This window comes from Pandoraea sputorum, from assembly GCF_000814845.2.
Classification (GTDB): Bacteria; Pseudomonadota; Gammaproteobacteria; order Burkholderiales; family Burkholderiaceae; genus Pandoraea; species Pandoraea sputorum.
Map to the genome: position 1 here is coordinate 3,345,559 of NZ_CP010431.2, position 14,847 is coordinate 3,360,405.

At 63.4% G+C, this 14,847-nt stretch carries 13 protein-coding genes; 1 reads left to right on the forward strand and 12 read right to left on the reverse strand.

The annotated features are described in order from the left end of the window. Nucleotides 1-59: 59 nt before the first annotated feature. Entirely contained in the window at nt 60-1,406 is a 1,347-nt protein-coding gene (locus NA29_RS14730; RefSeq protein WP_084103780.1) for an MFS transporter, read from the forward strand. Nucleotides 1,407-1,530: 124 nt separating this feature from the next. Here the strand turns inward: NA29_RS14730 and hisC are convergent, their stop codons facing one another. The 12 genes from hisC to truA form a co-directional block, all read right to left on the reverse strand. Then, the gene (gene hisC / locus NA29_RS14735) at nt 1,531-2,601 is read right to left on the reverse strand and encodes a histidinol-phosphate transaminase (protein WP_039399151.1); all 1,071 of its coding nucleotides are present in this window, start codon (nt 2,599-2,601) and stop codon (nt 1,531-1,533) included. 16 nt (nt 2,602-2,617) lie between these two features. After that, on the reverse strand, nt 2,618-3,805 hold the full coding sequence (locus NA29_RS14740) for an O-succinylhomoserine sulfhydrylase (protein WP_052252956.1): 1,188 nt from the start codon (nt 3,803-3,805) through the stop codon (nt 2,618-2,620). A gap of 276 nt (nt 3,806-4,081) precedes the next feature. After that, complete coding sequence (gene purF, locus NA29_RS14745) at nt 4,082-5,602, reverse strand: amidophosphoribosyltransferase (protein WP_039399152.1); 1,521 nt, start codon at nt 5,600-5,602, stop codon at nt 4,082-4,084. Between the two features lie 55 nt (nt 5,603-5,657). After that, complete coding sequence (locus tag NA29_RS14750) at nt 5,658-6,602, reverse strand: CvpA family protein (protein ID WP_052252957.1); 945 nt, start codon at nt 6,600-6,602, stop codon at nt 5,658-5,660. Nucleotide 6,603: 1 nt separating this feature from the next. After that, nucleotides 6,604-7,569 (reverse strand): SPOR domain-containing protein, encoded by a 966-nt coding sequence (locus NA29_RS14755; RefSeq protein WP_039403613.1) that lies wholly within the window; start codon nt 7,567-7,569, stop codon nt 6,604-6,606. Between the two features lie 113 nt (nt 7,570-7,682). Continuing rightward, nucleotides 7,683-8,981, reverse strand: a complete 1,299-nt coding sequence (gene folC / locus NA29_RS14760; RefSeq protein WP_039403616.1) for a bifunctional tetrahydrofolate synthase/dihydrofolate synthase — start codon at nt 8,979-8,981, stop codon at nt 7,683-7,685. Nucleotides 8,982-9,203: 222 nt separating this feature from the next. Further along, entirely contained in the window at nt 9,204-10,079 is an 876-nt protein-coding gene (gene accD / locus NA29_RS14765; protein WP_039399154.1) for an acetyl-CoA carboxylase, carboxyltransferase subunit beta, read from the reverse strand. 150 nt (nt 10,080-10,229) lie between these two features. Then, nucleotides 10,230-11,054 (reverse strand): tryptophan synthase subunit alpha, encoded by an 825-nt coding sequence (gene trpA, locus NA29_RS14770; RefSeq protein ID WP_039399155.1) that lies wholly within the window; start codon nt 11,052-11,054, stop codon nt 10,230-10,232. Continuing rightward, nucleotides 11,008-11,841 carry a DNA-methyltransferase gene (locus NA29_RS14775; RefSeq protein ID WP_095178547.1) on the reverse strand — a complete coding sequence of 278 codons (834 nt, stop codon included), beginning with the start codon at nt 11,839-11,841 and terminating at the stop codon, nt 11,008-11,010. Before NA29_RS14775 ends, trpA begins: the two co-directional genes overlap by 47 nt. Before the next feature lie 147 nt (nt 11,842-11,988). Next, the gene (trpB, locus tag NA29_RS14780; protein ID WP_039399156.1) at nt 11,989-13,191 is read right to left on the reverse strand and encodes a tryptophan synthase subunit beta; all 1,203 of its coding nucleotides are present in this window, start codon (nt 13,189-13,191) and stop codon (nt 11,989-11,991) included. A gap of 66 nt (nt 13,192-13,257) precedes the next feature. Next, nucleotides 13,258-13,932, reverse strand: a complete 675-nt coding sequence (locus NA29_RS14785; protein WP_039399157.1) for a phosphoribosylanthranilate isomerase — start codon at nt 13,930-13,932, stop codon at nt 13,258-13,260. Next, on the reverse strand, nt 13,929-14,729 hold the full coding sequence (gene truA / locus NA29_RS14790) for a tRNA pseudouridine(38-40) synthase TruA (protein WP_039399158.1): 801 nt from the start codon (nt 14,727-14,729) through the stop codon (nt 13,929-13,931). Before truA ends, NA29_RS14785 begins: the two co-directional genes overlap by 4 nt. Nucleotides 14,730-14,847: the final 118 nt, after the last annotated feature.

Below are 14,847 nucleotides of genomic sequence, written 5' to 3' on the forward strand. Positions count from 1 at the left end.
GTCTGCGAGTCGAGATCTGCCTAGACTCCCTTCGTGATATCGATCTCGAAGGGACTTCCATGTCAGACGCTCGCCCGCCGCTCCCGCCCTGCCCGACCACCGCCACAGTCGGGGGGGATCCGTTCATCGCCCCCGACTCCGCGTCGCCCGATGCACGCATCGTGTCGCTCGTCACGTCGCTCTCGCGTGCAAATCTCGCCGCACAGTTCAGCGAACAGATGACGTTGGCCGTCATTCCGATTGTGGCGGTGATTGCATTGCAGGCGTCTGCGCAACAGACGGCCTCGTTGCAAGCCGCCACGACGCTACCCTTCTTGCTGCTCTCCCTGCCTGCGGGTGTGCTCGCCGATCGGTACCGGCGCAAACCGCTGATGATCGCGACCGAACTGCTGCGTGCCGTCGCCTTACTGCTGCTGTTCGCGCTGTTCCAGATGAAGTGGCTGTCGCTCACGGCACTCGGAGTGCTGGGCTTCGCGATGGCCTCGGGGACGGTCGTCTTTGGGGCGGCTGCGCCATCGCTTGTGGCCATGCTCGTCGGCCCGGCGCATCTGCTCGCCGCGAACCGGCGGCTCGAAACCGCGCGCAGCGTCGCCTTCACCGCAGGGCCAGCCATTGGCGGTGCGCTCGCTGGGGTAGCGTCGGGCACGTTTGCGTTTGCGGCAGCCTTCGCGTTATCGCTCGGCAGCGCGTTCTGGCTGTCGCGTCTGCCTGAAGAAGCGCCCCGCGCGCCATCGCATCGCGACTTCAAGCGCGAACTGGCGCAAGGCATTCGCTTCATTGCCACAAATGCCTATCTGCGATCGATCGTCGCAACGGCTTTCGTGTTCAACACGTCGTGGTATCTGCTTCTGGCGATCTTCGCGTACTACGCCATCGACACGCTCGCATTCTCGGCGCAAGCCGTCGGCGCGGCATTGGGTGTGTATGGCTTCGGGATGGTGTGCGGCGCGATAGGTTACACGCGCATCGCGCAACGGCTGCCGTTCGGCCGACAGATCCTTTTGGGACCGGTTTGCGCGGCGGTCGCAGCGCTATTGATGGCGTCGACTTCGATGCTGGCCGTCGGCGATAAGCACGGTACTGCCCACGTGCTGGTCTTCATCGCGTTCTTTCTATTCGGCTTCGGCCCGATTGTGTGGACGATCTCGACGACGTCGCTGCGCCAGGTGGTCACGCCGGGCGGCCTGATCGCACGTGTGTCGGCAGCGACGATGACGGCGACCTTCGGTGCGCGTCCTCTCGGCGCTTTTCTGGGTGCGTGGGTCGCGTCGTCGCTCGGCATCAAAGCGTGCCTGATCGCGATGGCCTTGGGCTTCGCGCTGCAACTCGCGATCATCCTCCGCTCGCCTGCGGCGCGATTGAGATCGCTCACCTCACCCGTCAGCGTTACCAGCGAATCGAATTGACCGTCGTGACGTTTGGCGTGTAGAACGCCAAACAGCAAATGGGGGAAGGAAGCGACATCGCATCCTTCCCCCATCGTTTCGTGCTGACGGCAATTGCATCTTCGAACGGATGCGCGCTTATCGCTTACGCGCCGAGTACTTCCTTCAAGGCATCCGTCAACGCCTGACACTCGCTCTCCGTTCCCACCGTGATCCGCAGGAACTGCGCGATGCGCGCGTGCTTGAAGTGCCGCACGATGATCGAGCGCTCGCGCAGCGCAGCGGCCAGTTGCGCCGCGTCGTGCGCCGGGTGACGCACGAACACGAAGTTCGCCTTCGACGGAAGCACGTCGAAACCGAGCGCCGTCAATCGCGACGTCAAGGCCTCACGACTTTCAATGACGGCCTGACGCGTCTCGTTGAAATACGCTTCGTCTTCGATGGCCGCAACACCCGCCGCTTGCGCAAGCCGGTCGAGCGGATACGAGTTGAAGCTGTTCTTCACGCGCTCCAGCGCTTCGATCAAATCCGGATGACCGATGGCGAAACCCAGACGCAACCCCGCCAGCGAGCGCGACTTCGAAAGCGTTTGCACGACGAGCAGATTCGGATACTTCGCGATCAGCGTCGCCGCCGTCTCGCCACCGAAGTCGATGTAAGCCTCGTCGATCACCACCACCGAATCCGGGTTGCCTGCCAGCAGACGCTCGATCTTGCCCGACGCCAGCGCGCGCCCCGTCGGTGCGTTCGGATTCGGGAAAATGATGCCGCCGTTCGGTTTCAGGTAATCGTTGACGTCGATTTCGAACGTGTCGGTCAGCGGCACGTTCTCGAACGCCACGCCGTACAGCCCGCAGTACACGGGATAGAAGCTATACGTGATGTCCGGATACAAGATCGGCTTATCGTGCTTGAGCAGGCCCTGAAACACGTTGGCCAGCACTTCGTCCGAACCGTTGCCCACGTGAACGTTGGCCACTTCCAGACCGAAGCGCGTCGCGATGGCCTGCTTGAAGCGGCGTGCATCCGGGTCCGGGTACAGCTTCAGCGCATCGGCATCCGCGCCGAGCGCGTCGCGAATGGCGGCCAGCACGCGCGGCGACGGGCCGTACGGATTCTCGTTGGTATTGAGTTTGATGAGCCGCTGCATCTGCGGCTGCTCACCGGGGACATAGGGCGTCAGATCGGCGACGCCCGCACTCCAGAATTTACTCATGACGTATTCGACCCGCTCAGCTCACGAAACCGCGCGCCAGATCGGCCTGAATGTCGGCCGGCGACTCCAGACCGACGGCCAGGCGGATCAGCCCTTCGGTGATGCCCGCTGCGGCACGTGCTTCCGGCGTGATGCGGCCGTGCGTCGTGCTCGCCGGGTGCGTGATGGTCGTGCGCGTATCGCCGAGGTTGCCGGTGATCGAGCACACACGCGTGTTGTCGATCAGACGCCATGCGTTCTCGCGCTGCTCGGCAGGCGTCGCGCCCTTGAGTTCGAAGGCGACAATCGCGCCGCCCGCCTTTTGCTGACGCTTCGCGAGCTCGTATTGCGGATGCGAGGGCAGGCCCGGGTAGTACACGCGGCCGATCTGCGGCTGCTTCTCCAGCCATTGCGCGAGTTCCAACGCGTTGGCCGATTGCTTCTCGACACGCAACGACAGCGTTTCCATGCCCTTGAGCAACACCCACGCGTTGAACGCCGAGAGCGTCGGGCCCGCGCTGCGAACGAACGTGAAGACCTTGCCCATGATGAAGTCCTTCTTGCCGACGATCGCGCCGCCCAGCACACGGCCCTGACCGTCGAGGTACTTCGTTGCCGAGTGCACCACAACGTCTGCACCGTACTCGATCGGACGTTGCAACACCGGCGTGCAGAAACAGTTGTCCACGACGAACAGCGCCCCCGCTTCCTTCGCGATCTTGCCAATCGCTTCGATGTCGGCAATGTCGGTGAGCGGGTTGGACGGCGTCTCGAGGAAGAACATCTTCGTGTTCGGACGGATCGCGGCGCGCCAGGCGTCGAGGTCGGTCGGATCGACAAAGGTCGTCTCGACACCAAAGCGGCTGAAGATCTGCGAGAACACGTTCAGCGTCGAGCCGAAGATGCTCTGCGAGCTAACGAGGTGGTCGCCAGCCGACAGTGCCGTCATCACCACCGAGACGATGGCGCTCATGCCCGACGCCGTCGCCATGCAGGCCTCACCGCCTTCGAGCGCGGCCAGACGGTCCTGGAACATCGATACGGTCGGGTTGGTGAAGCGCGAGTACGTGAACCCTTCTTCCGAATGCGCGAAGCGCTCGGCGGCCTCGGCCGCGCTCTTGAATACGAAGCTCGAGGTCAGGAACAGCGCCTCGGAGTGTTCACCAAACTCGGAGCGTTGCGTGCCCGCGCGCACCGCCAGGGTATCGAAGTCGAAGGAATCCATCGTGTGTCTCGTCATTGGGTCGGCGCCCTCGCCGGCCAAAAAAAGAAAAGCCCGTTTCGCTTGTCAGCAAAACGGGCTCGAAATCCATCTGTCTAGGCCTCGCTTTAGCTGTTTCGGGGATATTCCCCCACGTCCGCAAGCTGAAATCAAATCGACGTGAGAAGCAGTGTAGCACGTTGCCGGAGGAGAAGGAAAAACTCCGCCGACCGCTCCGGTAACCTCGGCAGCCCCGGTCTGACAGGCCTTCCGACGGTGTCAGACCCGGCCGCGCATGGCTCAGAGGCCCAGTTGCGCGCCGCGCGGCTCGCCGTCGTCGCCTTCGCTCGCTTCCACGACCGGCGCCTTCGGTGCCTTGCGTTGCTGCTCCAGACGATTCAGGTACTCAGGCGTGACGTCGCCGGTGATGTAGTTACCGTCGAAGCACGAGGCATCGAAGTCCGACAGTGCCGGGTTGATGTCGCGCACCGCGGCCTTCATGTCCTCGACGTCCTGATAGATCAGTTCGTCTGCACCGATGATGCGGGCCACTTCCTCGTCGCTGCGATCGTGGGCGACCAGTTCGCTGCGCGTGGGCATGTCGATGCCGTACACGTTCGGGAACTTCACGGGCGGCGCAGCCGAGGCGAAGATCACCTTGCGGGCACCGGCGTCGCGCGCCATCTGCACGATTTCCTGGCTGGTCGTGCCGCGCACGATCGAGTCGTCGACGATCAGCACGTTCTTGTCCTTGAACTCGACGCGCATCGCATTGAGCTTCTGACGCACCGACTTCTTGCGCATCGCCTGGCCGGGCATGATGAAGGTACGGCCGACGTAACGGTTCTTGAAGAAGCCTTCGCGATAGTTCAGACCCAGACGCTTGGCGACTTGCATCGCAGCGGGACGGCTGGAATCCGGAATCGGCATGACGACATCGATGTCCTTGTAATCGATCTCGCGGCGGATCTTCTCGGCGAGGTAGTCACCCATGCGCAGACGAGCGTCGTAGACGGGCACGCCGTCGAGCACCGAATCCGGACGGGCGAGATAGACGAGTTCGAAAATACACGGATGCATCGACGATGCCGGCGCGCATTGCTGCGACGTCAGTTCGCCATCGTTGCTGATGAAGATCGCCTCGCCCGGCTTGACGTCGCGCTCGAACGCGAAGCCCATACCTTCGAGGGCCACCGATTCCGATGCAATCATCCACTCCGTGCCGTTCGGGCCGTCGAAGCGGCCGATACACAGCGGACGAATGCCGTGCGGGTCGCGGAAGGCGAGCAAACCGAAGCCGGAGATGATGGAGACGATGGCGTACGAGCCGCGCAGACGGTTGTGCACCTTGCCCACGGCCTGGAACAGCGAGTCCACGGACAGACCGTCGCGCGAGTTTTCCTGCAGTTCGTGTGCGAGCACGTTGAGCAGAACTTCGGAGTCGGACGTGGTGTTGATGTGGCGACGATCGACACGGAACATCTCGTCCTTGAGCTGTTCCCAGTTCGTGAGGTTGCCGTTGTGGGCGAGCACGATGCCGTACGGGGCATTCACGTAGAACGGCTGGGCCTGTGCTGCGCTCGACGAGCCTGCGGTCGGGTAACGCACCTGACCGATGCCCACCGTGCCCGGCAAGTCGCGCATGTTGCGCGTGCGGAACACGTCGCGCACCATGCCGTTGCCCTTGTGCATGTAGAAGGACTGGCCATCCGTCGTCGCGATACCGGCGGCGTCCTGGCCGCGGTGCTGCAGCAGCAGCAGACTATCGTAGATGAACTGGTTGACCGGGGATTTGGAGACTACACCGACGATGCCACACATGGCATGAATCCTTCAAAAAACATCGAAATCTGCATCAAACGGACTGTATTATCCGTCATTCGGAAACCTTGTGCAGGCCGGTCGATGGCGTAGGCGATCCGTTCGATCCGCCACTGCGCATTCCCCACCCCTGCTGCTGGCCATTCGCCGCGTCGCCCGCGCCCTGTGCGCTCAATCCCGTCCCCGCGCCACCCATCAGGTTCGACAATCGGGTCGAGACGGCCTTCGTCGCGCCGGCCTTCACTTCATTCACCACTTCGGTCGCTTCGTTCCCTACGCCGCGCGCTACCTGATCGACGACGCCATTCGACGCACCGCTCTGCCCATTCTGTCCACCCGACGGCTGGCCCGGGGCGCCGGGCCGCCCGCCCTGACCACCCTGCCCGCCCTGCTCACCTGACTCAGGCGCGCCGCGATAAGGTTCCATCTGTGGCAAGGGAAGTGTCTTTCCCAATGGATTGACGCTCGGCACGGCGGCGTCCGGCTTGCGCAGATAGTACTGCACCGGCTCCGGCAGATACGGCATCAGCCGCGCCAGTCCCGCCTCGACCCACGGGCGCGTCACCGAGTGCTGCCAGACCGGTTGTTGCGGCAATGCCGTTAACTTGGCGGCGACCATCAACAACATCAAGAGCAGAATGCCGCGAACTATGCCAAAAAGCATGCCTAACCCGCGATCCGCCGGACGCAGGCCGATCATGTCGGTCATGCGCCCCACGAGCGCGCTGACGATCCCGGCACCGAACACCACGGCCACCAGCACCAGCAGAAAACCCAATGCCCCTTGCGTCAGTTCGCCGCCCGGCAAATCGGCCGGGAGCCAGTGAGCGACGCTCGGACCGAAGGCGCGTGCGACGAAGAACGCCACCACCCAGCCCACGAGGTTGAACAACTCGCGCACCAGACCGCGCAGCATGCCCAGCAACATCGAGCCCACCAGAATGGCGATGGCCGCGTAATCCACCACGGTCAACAGACCGCTATGCACCGTATCGCCCAACTCAGCCTGCCTCGGCGACCTGCGCCGTCAGACCGGCGTCGCGAATCTTCTTGCCAGCCGCTTCGGCCGACATGCGATCCGGGAACGGGCCTGCCCGCAGCAAATACAGTTCACGGCCATCGACCGAACTCTTGACCATGTAGCTCGGCACGTTCACCAGCTTGAGTTTGACGAGCCATGCCTGGGCACGGTCCTGCGTCGAGAACGCGCCGATACGCACCAGGAACTTGCCGTTCGAGGCGGTCTTCTGCGCGGTGTCGTGATTGTCCGGCTTTGCGGCGGGTTTCGCGGCCGTGTTGTTCTGCGCGAACTGAGCGATCGGATCGGCGACGTTATTGTTGGCTTGCGCAGGCTTCGTCTGCGTCTTGGTCGTGTCATGCGAGTCCGACTTGGCCGTCGGCTTCGTGTCGGCGTGCTGCTCCGGCTTCTTGACGTCAGGCCTGGCTTCCGGCTTATGCTCCGGCTTGGCCTGCGCGACCTGCGGCTCAGGCACCACGCTCGGCGCAGGTGACGGGGCCGGTGTCGGCGCGGCGGCAGACGGCGGCACGGCAGTCGGTGCCGGTGCAGGCTTGGCATTATTCGCCAGCGTGCTGCTGTCGACCGCCTCTTCGCCCTTGTCGAGCGACGCGTCGGACTGCGGCACGGCAGCCGCCTGCGGCTTCACGCGCACGGGCGGCGTGTTGGCATCTTTACCGGGAATCTGAATGGCGATGTCGTCGGCCGTCGGCTTCGGCTCGGGTGCGAGCACCATCGGCAAAATGATGACGGCTGCGAGCACCAGCGCCAGCGCGCCCACCAGGCGGCGGCGCGCGCGTTGCTTTTCGGGCAGCAGCGGATCGAGTTGCTCGTGCTCGCTGTACTCGCCCCCTCCTCCCGCCGTACGGGTGCCGGTGCGGCCGCTCCTGCGGCTACCGCGCTTCGGGGGAACGGCTTCGGCGTCTTTCTTGCGGAAGGAAAACAATCCCATAGGCCCTTGGCTCAGGTCGAAACTTGCGTCGTTGGACTGATCATCGCGCATCCGGTGCGTCATGCGCATGACATTTCTCGTAAGCAAATGTCACTGCATACGCGCTTGCGCGCTCAATGGCGTTGCAATTTGCGGTGCGACATCACACCCGCCACCGTAAAGAACGATCCAAAAACCACAATTCTATCATTCTCGCCGCACTGCTCGAGCGCGGCAGCATAGGCTTTCTCAGGGGATTCGAAGGTTTCGACCGAATGATCGGCATCTTCGACAAACCCGACCGCGCGAAGCTTCTCTTCGAGCAGCGCCGGACTCGCGGCTCGCTCCGTCGGCAACGCGCACAAACGCCAGTGATCGACCTTGTCGACCAGATGCCGCAGCACGCCTTCGATATCCTTGTCGCCCATCGCCCCGAACACGGCGTACGTGTACGGAAAGAAACCCATGCCGTCGAGGTTGTGCCCCAGCGCTGCGGCGGCGTGCGGGTTGTGTGCGACATCGAGCACCACGGCCGGACGCCCCGGCAGCACCTGAAAACGTCCCGGCAGTTCGACCGACGCGAGTCCGAGTCGAATGTCCTGCGCCGAGACCGGTAATACGTCGCGCATCGATTCGAGCGCCGCGAGCGCCGCCGATGCATTGAGCAACTGATTCGCGCCGCGAAGCGCCGGATAGGCAAGCGCCGGGCGGCGCATCTGACGTCCGCCATAGCTCCACTGCTGCTTGTCGCCCTGATAGTTGAAGTCGCGACCGAACAGCCATAGATCGGCGCCGATGCGCTCTGCTTCGGCAAGCAGCGTGGCAGGCGGCATCGGATCGCCGCAAACCGCCGGTTTGCCCGCACGGAAGATGCCCGCCTTCTCGATGGCGATCGCTTCGCGCGTGTTACCGAGATACTGCTGGTGATCGATGTCGATGCTTGTGATGACGGCGCAATCCGGATCGACGATGTTCACGGCGTCCAGTCGGCCGCCCAGGCCTACTTCGAGAATGACGGCATCGAGCCCGGCCGTTGCGAACATATGCATGATCGCAAGTGTGGTGAATTCGAAGTACGTAAGCGAGACCGGCTCGTCGAAACTCGTGCGGGCTTTCTCGACGGCTTCGAAATGCGGCAGCAGCGTGGCGTCGTCGACGATCTCGCCATTCAGGCGCGCACGCTCGTTGAACGAAATCAGATGCGGCGACGTATGGCAGCCTACGCGATAACCTGCCGACAGCAGAATGGCTTCGATGATGGCGCAGGTCGAGCCCTTGCCGTTCGTGCCGCCGACCGTGAAGACGGGACACGGAAATTGCAGGCCGAGGGCGTCTTTCACGCGACCAATGCGCGCAAGGCCCATGTCGATGCCCACAGGATGAGCGGTTTCAAGATGGGCGAGCCAGGCGTCGAGAGTGGAGTATGTCGGCATGATGTGCGGGCAGAAAAACAAAAACGCGGACGTCACGAACGTCCGCGCTTCATATCCTGCTAAGTGATGCTTTCAGGCGCCGCGGGTGCAGCGCTTGCGTGGCGTTGCGACATTCTACGCCGTTGCACCGCCCTTTGGGGCACCGCAACCACGCGCATAACGTCATCGCCAGAGTGAGCACGCGCAAGTCATGTGCGACGCGCGCGCGCCGGGCATCGAGTATCAGGCAACGGCGTCTGCCGGCTGACGCTGCATCAGCGCGATCAGACGCGCGATCTCGTCACGCATGTCGCGACGGTTGACGATCATGTCGATCGCGCCCTTTTGCAACAGGAACTCCGAACGCTGGAAGCCTTCCGGCAGCTTTTCGCGCACGGTCTGCTCGATCACGCGCGGGCCGGCGAAGCCGATCAGCGCCTTCGGCTCTGCGATCACCACGTCGCCCAGGAAGGCGAAGCTGGCCGACACACCGCCCATCGTCGGATCGGTCAGCACGGAGATGAACGGCAGCTTGGCGTCGGACAGCTTGGTCAGCATGGCCGTGGTCTTCGCCATCTGCATCAGCGACAGCAAACTTTCCTGCATACGTGCACCGCCCGAAGCGGTCACGCAGATGAACGGCACGCCCTGCTCCAGTGCGTTCTGCGCACCGCGCACGAAGCGCTCGCCGACCACCGAGCCCATCGAGCCGGCCATGAACGAGAACTCGAAGCAGGCGACGACGACCGGCAGCGTGTGAATCGCGCCGCCCATCACCACCATCGCGTCCGTCTCGCCGGTATCGTCCATCGCTTCCTTGATGCGATCCGGGTACTTACGGCTGTCCTTGAACTTCAGTGCGTCGACCGGCACGATTTCCTGGCCCAGCTCATAGCGGCCTTCGGGATCGAGCAGTGAATTCAGACGCGCGCGCGCGCCGATGCGCATGTGATGATCGCACTTCGGGCAGACATGCAGATTCGCTTCCACGTCGGCGCGATACAGCACGGCCTCGCACGAGGGGCATTTGATCCACAGCCCTTCCGGGATGCTCTTGTTGCGCTGCGTCGGATCGGTTTGCTTGATCTTCGGGGGCAGCAGCTTGTCGAGCCAGCTCATAGTTTCTCCTTGCCAAACGCCCGCCCCAACAAGGGACGGGCGTTTCCGGGGCATTTCAAGGCGACCGCGTAATACGGTCGTTTCAATTCAGCGTTTTACCGGACGGATCTGCGTCGTGCAGCGCCATTCGGGCAAATTTCTGCCGCGAATTTACGCCGATTTGGCGCCCGAGTCGAGCGCCTGACGGATACCGCCGATAAATTCAGCCAGCGATTTTACCGCGTTCTGCCCCTCCAGATCACGCGGCGTGTTTTCCAAACGCTGCACGATGGCGCTGCCGATCACGACAGCATCGGCCACACTCGCTACCGCGCGGGCCGTTTCGGCGTCGCGAATACCGAAGCCCACGCCCACCGGCAGGTCGGCGACCGCCTTGATTTGGGGGATCTTCGACGCCACGCTGTCCAGATCCAGACTCGCCGCGCCCGTCACGCCCTTGAGCGAGACGTAATACAGATAGCCGCTGGCCTGACGCGCCACCGCAGCAATACGCGCATCGGTCGACGTCGGCGCGAGCAGGAAGATCGGATCGATGCCCTGCGCGCGCACGGCACCGGCGAAACCTTCGGCCTCCTCGGGCGGGTAATCGACGACCAGCACACCGTCCACGCCCGCTTTAGCGGCACGTTCGGCAAAGGCGTCGAGTCCCATCGCTTCGATCGGATTGGCGTAGCCCATCAGCACGATCGGCGTGCGGTCGTTGGTCTGACGGAAGACGGCAACATAGCCCAGCACCTCAGCCAGGCTCACCCCACGGGCGAGTGCGCGCTCAGAGGCGCGTTGAATGACGGGACCGTCGGCCATCGGATCCGAGAACGGCACGCCGAGTTCGATGACGTCGGCGCCGTTGTCGGCCAGTGCGTGCATTAGCTTGACCGTCCACCCCGGCTCCGGGTCACCGGCGGTAATGAACGGAATGAGGCCCTTTTTACCCTGCGCTTGCAAGGCTTGGAACGTCGCTTGAATGCGGGACATGATCGGAAAGTCTCTGAAGTCGTTGGTTTGCGAGCGCGTGGTAGTGCGCGTTCAGCTCATAGCCGACGAAACGTCGGCCGTGCAGCGCGCAAGCCACGGCAGTCGTGCCGCTGCCCATGAACGGGTCGAGCACGAGACCGCCGGGCGGGCAACTGGCCAGCACCATGCGCTCGATGATATGCAGCGGTTTCTGCGTCGGATGATCGACGCGTTCGGGGTCTTGCCGGTGCAATCGCGAGATCGACCACAGATCCTTGGGGTTATAGCCCAGCTCCAGCCACTTGCTGCCTTCGAAAATACGGCGCGAGCGCGCCTTCTTCGTGGCGGCGTCGTACGGCACGCGCACGGCGTCGAGGTCGAAGTAATAGTCCTTCGAGATCGCAAAAAAGCCGATGTTATCGTGCACGGACGAGAATCGCCGCGTACTGCCGCCCATGCTGGGCACGCGGCGATCCCAGATGATCTCGTTGATCATCAGCATGCGCTGCTTCAGGAAGACAAACAGTTCCGGGGCGTACTGCCACGTGCAGAACAGGTAGAGCGAGCCGCGCGGCGCGAGCTTCGGAATCGCCGCTTCGAGCCAACCGTACGTCCAGCCGAGGAAGTCCTCGCCGGAGCGCTTGTCGGAGTCGTTGCCGTAGTCTTTGCCAAGCCCATAAGGCGGGTCGGCAAGGATCAGGTCGACGCTGCCGTCTTCCAGTTCGTGCAGATGTTGCAGGAAGTCCGCATGACGCAACGTGATGTCGCCCGGCGCCCAACGCGCGCGCAACTCGCCGGCCGCTTCCATGGCCTCGAGACGTGCTGCGGCGGCTTCGGTGGCGTCCACGGGACGCTCGGTCCCGAGGACGTCATTCTGTGCCTTGCGATCAGTCAGATCGGTCATGCTGGTTCTGTTGTCCTTAACCTTAGGATCGATGGAGTCTCGCCGCGCCGCTCAGGTGCCCGAGGGTTCCGGCTTGGTCAGCGCCATCACGGTGTGCATGTCCTTGTCGCCACGCCCCGAGAGATTGACCAGAACGATCTGATCCTTCGGCAGCGTCGGCGCAAGCTTGCACGCGTAGGCGAGCGCATGGCTCGACTCCAGCGCGGGGATGATGCCCTCGATCCGGCAGCAATCGTGAAAGGCTCGCAGGGCTTCGTCGTCGGTAATACCCACGTACTCTGCGCGCTTGATGTCGTGCAACCAGGCGTGCTCGGGGCCGACGCCGGGATAATCCAGACCGGCCGAGATCGAGTGCGTCTCGGTGATCTGGCCGTTGGCGTCCTGCAGAAGATAGGTGCGGTTGCCGTGCAGCACGCCGGGCGTGCCGCCGATGATCGACGCTGCATGGCGGCCGGTCTCGATGCCGTCGCCTGCCGCTTCCACGCCCACGAGCTTCACGTTCGGCACGTCGATGTACGGATAGAAAATCCCCATCGCATTCGAACCGCCGCCCACGCAGGCCAACACGTAGTCCGGCTGGCGCCCGGCGAGTTCGGGCATCTGCACCTTGCACTCTTCGCCGATCACGCTCTGGAAGTCGCGCACGAGCATCGGGTACGGGTGCGGGCCGGCCACGGTGCCGATGATGTAGAACGTGTTTTCGACGTTCGTCACCCAGTCGCGCATGGCTTCGTTCAAGGCATCCTTGAGCGTCTTGGAGCCGGATTCCACAGGCACGACGGTCGCACCCAGCAGTTGCATGCGGTACACGTTGGCGGCCTGACGCTTGACGTCTTCTGCGCCCATGTACACCACACACTCCATGCCGAAGCGTGCCGCGATGGTCGCCGTGGCCACGCCGTGCTGCCCGGCACCGGTCTCGGCGATCACACGGGGCTTGCCCATGCGACGCGCGAGCAGCGCCTGACCGATCACGTTATTCACCTTGTGCGCGCCCGTGTGGTTCAGGTCTTCGCGCTTGAGGTACACCTGTGCGCCGCCCAGTTCCTGGCTCCAGCGCTTGGCGTGATAGATCGGCGACGGACGGCCGACGTAGTGCTTCAGTTCGTAATGGAATTCTTCGAGGAAGGCCGGATCGTGCTGATACTTGGCATAGGCCGCACGCAGTTCATCGAGCGCGTGGATCAGCGTCTCGGCAACAAAGACACCGCCGTATTGGCCGAAATGGCCGCTGGCGTCAGGTAAATCGTACATGGTCGTCACTCATCGGTTGCCGGTGGGCGGGAGACCTGGCCCCTGCGCCTACCCCGGCGGGTTGCTTCACTGTGCGTCGGCAGCGAGAACCGCTTGCACGAACGCCGTCATCCGGGCGTGATCCTTCACGCCCCGCGACGCCTCCACACCGCTCGACACGTCGACGGCGTAAGGCGCCACCCGGCGGATGGCTTCAGCAACGTTGTGTGCGTTCAAGCCACCACTCAAAACGGCCCGACGCGCGATGTCTTTTGGAATAAGTGACCAATCGAAAACCTTTCCTCCACCGCCGTAGCCCTCGACCAGAGCATCGAGCAAGATGCCCTGCGCGGCGGTGTATGCATTGGCGAATTGTAGCAAATCGCCGCTGTCTTTCGTCTCCGGGCCGATACGCATAGCGCGCATGTACGGACGGTTGCCTGCCGCCGCCGCCAACGCCGCGCATTGCCCGGGCGATTCGTCGCCGTGGAATTGCAGCGCGGTGAGCGGAACGGCGTCCACAGTGCGGGCGATCTCGTCGGCACTCGCGTTGACGAACAGTCCCACGAGGCTCACATACGACGGCACCCGGCGGGCCAGTTCCGCCGCACGCGCGAGGTCCAGGTAGCGCGGGCTCGGCGGGTAGAAGACGAAACCGATGGCGTCGACACCCAGCGCCACGGCGTGGTCGATGTCGGCGGCCTGCGACAGGCCGCAGATCTTGATACGCGTACGAGACTTCACAGTATTCGGGGATTTCATGACTTGGCCCACGGCATCGGGAACGGCCACGCAGCCAGGTTGGGCTCGGGCACTTCGAATCGCTCAGGATACCCGACGCGGGCCAAATACAGGCCCTCCGGCATGAAGGTCGGGGCGGCCTGACGGCGATCGCCGCTCGCGAGCACATGCGTCATCCAACTGGCCGGCTGACGGCCACGGCCGATCGCGACCAGGCACCCCATGATGTTGCGCACCATGTGGTGCAGGAAGGCACTCGCGCGAAAGCGGAAGAGGAAGAAGTCGCCGTGCTGCTCGACATCGATGGCGTACAGATGCTTCACAGGTGTCTTGGCCTGACATTCGGACGAACGGAACGCCGAGAAGTCATGCTCGCCGACGAGCGCCTGACTTGCCTCACGCATAGCCTCGAGGTCGAGCGGCGTATGCAGCCAGCCGCAACGGCCTTCGAGCAACGGCGAACGCACCGGATTCGCGTACAGGACGTAAAAATACGTGCGCTCGAAAGCGGCGAACCGTGAGTGGAAATCGTCCGGCATCGCTTTCGCCCACTGCACAGCGACGGTCTTGGGCAGGAAGGCGTTCACGCCGCGCACCCACGAGAACATCGCACGATCCAGATCGGTATCGAAATGCACCACCTGACCGATGCCATGCACGCCGGTGTCGGTGCGGCCCGCGACCGTGGTCGGCAGCGCTACACCGCCGAATTCCCGTAGCGCGGCTTCAAGCGTCTGCTGCACGGTGTTGCCGTGCGGCTGTGATTGCCAGCCGGAGAACGCCGTGCCGTCGTAATGGATGCCCAGTGCGATTCGCATATGAAAAAGAAAAATGGGCGCTCAACCAACGAGCGCCCCAAACTACGGTCAATCAGTCTTGTTCGGGTCAGGCCTTGCGACGCCCCGGCAGGCGCGTTGCGACACCTGGTGAACAGGG